The organism is Dietzia sp. B19 (assembly GCF_014145155.1).
Taxonomy (GTDB): Bacteria; Actinomycetota; Actinomycetes; order Mycobacteriales; family Mycobacteriaceae; genus Dietzia; species Dietzia natronolimnaea.
This window is the reverse complement of the sequence record NZ_JAALED010000395.1, coordinates 1-2213: the sequence shown is the minus strand read 5'-3', so window position 1 is coordinate 2213 and position 2213 is coordinate 1. Positions and strand designations below refer to the sequence as shown.

Sequence of the window (2213 nt, the reverse complement as noted above, 5' to 3'; positions counted from 1 at the left end):
TCGAGCTGCCCGTCGTGGACGCGAAGTTCGACCTGCTGGCCGCGGGCGACCGCACCACCCTGGACATGCGCGACGACTGGTTCTGACCAGCGGCGCCCCCGCCGGGCGGGGCACCGGGCGGGGGCACAGCAGGCGGGGGCTCAGCGGGTGCGGGACGTGGCGAGCACGCCGTCCAACTCCTCGAACGCCTCGGTCCAGCCGTCGTGGACGCCGTGTTCGGAACCGCGGTCGTCGGGGTGCCGGGCCATGTGGAAGGTCATCAGGGTGCGCCCCTCGCCCGCCTCGGCGAGGTCGACGGTGATGACGGGGACCTCGTCCCCGCGCTCGTCGTCCGGGCTGACCCAGGTGAACCGGAGCCGGTCGGGCTCGCGGACCTCCAGGTATTCGCCCGTGGCCGGCCACTCGCCGCCGTCCGGGTCGATCATGAGGTAGGCGTAGCTGCCACCCACGCGGAGATCGATCGAGACGCTCTCGGCAGGGGTCGTGACCTCGTGCGGGTGCCACCAGCGAGCGGCCAGTGTCGGATCCGTCCACGCGCGCCAGAGGGTCTCGCGCGGGGCGTCGAATGTGCGGGTGATGGTGAATTCCGGGACGGACATGATGTCGTTACTCCTTCGATCGAGGCGTGCGACCTCGATCCGTGGGGTCGGCGTGCCCGGGCCGGATGTCGGTGAGCACGTCGTCGAGTCGGTCGAACTTCTGCTGCCACAGCGCGCGGTTGCGCTCGACCCAGGCCGTGGCGGCGTCCAGCGGTTCCGGCCGGAGCGTGCACACCCGCCACTGGGCGCGCGTGCTTCGCTCGATGAGACCGGAGGTCTCCAACACCCGGAGGTGTTGCGAGATGGCGGGTGCACTGATGTCGAACGGTTCCGACAACTCGCCCACAGTGGCCGGCCCGGCGCTGAGCCGCTCGAGGATCCCGCGACGCGTGGGATCGGCGAGCGCCTGGAACACCCGGGACAGCGGATCACCGGCCTGCTTCAATTCACTCATTCCTTAATTAGGCGATGGCTTAAGTATGCACCGTGACGCGCCTCTGTTAACCCCTCGTCCACGATCACGCCGACCGGAACACTCTCGCGGCGCGGGTGCCGGTGGTCCGGCCGCGGGACCCGACGACACGACGAGGCCCGGGCCGACGCTCTCGCGTCGACCCGGGCCTCGGTGCTGCCGGAACACTCAGGAGGTCAGGGCCTCCCGGGGTCCAGTGGGATCACTCCTCGGGGACGAGGACCTGATCGATGAGGTAGACCGTGGCGTTGGCGGTCTGGACGCCACCACAGATCACGTTGGCCCCGTTGACCATGAGCTCGTCACCGGAACCGGAGACGTCCACGTCGTCACCGGCGAGGGTCGTCTGCATGCCCTCGATGTCCTCGGGCGAGATCTGCCCCTCCACGACGTGGTAGGTCAGGATGCTGGTGAGCAGCTCGGGATCGGTCTGCAGCGCCTCCATCGTGGCGTCGTCGACCTGCGCGAACGCGTCGTCGACCGGCGCGAACACGGTGTACTCACCGTTGTTGAGCGTGTCGACCAGGTCGACCTCCGGGTTCACCCCGCCCGACACGGCGGCCGTGAGGGTGGTGAGCAGCGGGTTGTTGGAGGCGGCGGTGGCGACCGGCTCCATGGCCATGCCGTCGACCGAGCCCGGGCCGTCCGGGTTGGCCTCGGCGTAGTCCGCACACCCGGGACCGACCAGCATGCCGGCCGGCTCCGCCATGGGAGAGGTCTCCTCGGTGGTCATCTCGGAGGTCATGGGGGAGGTCGTGGTGCCCTCGGCCTCGGTGCTGCCTTCGTCGTCCGCGCAGCCGGCCAGAACGAGGCCGCTCACGGCAGCCGCCGCCGCGATCGATGCCATACGGCGGGAGATCGTGATGCTCATTGTGTTGGTCCTTTCAACAGAGCCTTGCGTGCTGGGTCAAGGGTTCTTCGGCACTGCTGTCGAGACGGATGGGTGGCCCTCAGAAAATTTCTCCGGAACCGTCCGGCGGGGCCCGTGCTCCGAACTCTTGATGTGGACACCACCCAGCCCCGACCCCGTGTGACGGCTCAGATCTCCGCGGGGATCCTCTCGACCGGTATCGCCCTCGCGGTCGGCCACGCGATCGCGGGACTCATCGCCCCCGGGTCGTCACCCTTCCTGGCGGTGGCCGACTCCGTGGTCGACCGCGCACCCGCGGCCGTCCGCGAGGCGACCATCGACGCGCTCGGGA

At 69.6% G+C, this 2213-nt stretch carries 3 protein-coding genes and 1 pseudogene; 1 reads left to right on the top strand and 3 read right to left on the bottom strand.

Features of this window, described 5'->3' with window-relative positions:
• Positions 1 to 140: 140 nt before the first annotated feature.
• From G6020_RS11565 to G6020_RS11555, 3 genes are all read right to left on the bottom strand, one after another.
• Complete coding sequence (locus G6020_RS11565; protein ID WP_182610735.1) at positions 141 to 599, bottom strand: SRPBCC domain-containing protein; 459 nt, start codon at positions 597 to 599, stop codon at positions 141 to 143.
• A gap of 7 nt (positions 600 to 606) precedes the next feature.
• A complete protein-coding gene (locus tag G6020_RS11560; RefSeq protein WP_182610734.1) occupies positions 607 to 993 on the bottom strand; it encodes a metalloregulator ArsR/SmtB family transcription factor in 387 nt (128 codons plus the stop codon).
• Between the two features lie 220 nt (positions 994 to 1213).
• On the bottom strand, positions 1214 to 1882 hold the full coding sequence (locus tag G6020_RS11555; protein ID WP_182610733.1) for a fasciclin domain-containing protein: 669 nt from the start codon (positions 1880 to 1882) through the stop codon (positions 1214 to 1216).
• A gap of 132 nt (positions 1883 to 2014) precedes the next feature.
• On the opposite strand from G6020_RS11555, the pseudogene G6020_RS11550 reads away from it, so the two are divergent.
• Positions 2015 to 2213, top strand: a pseudogene (locus G6020_RS11550) (oxidoreductase); the annotation flags it as partial.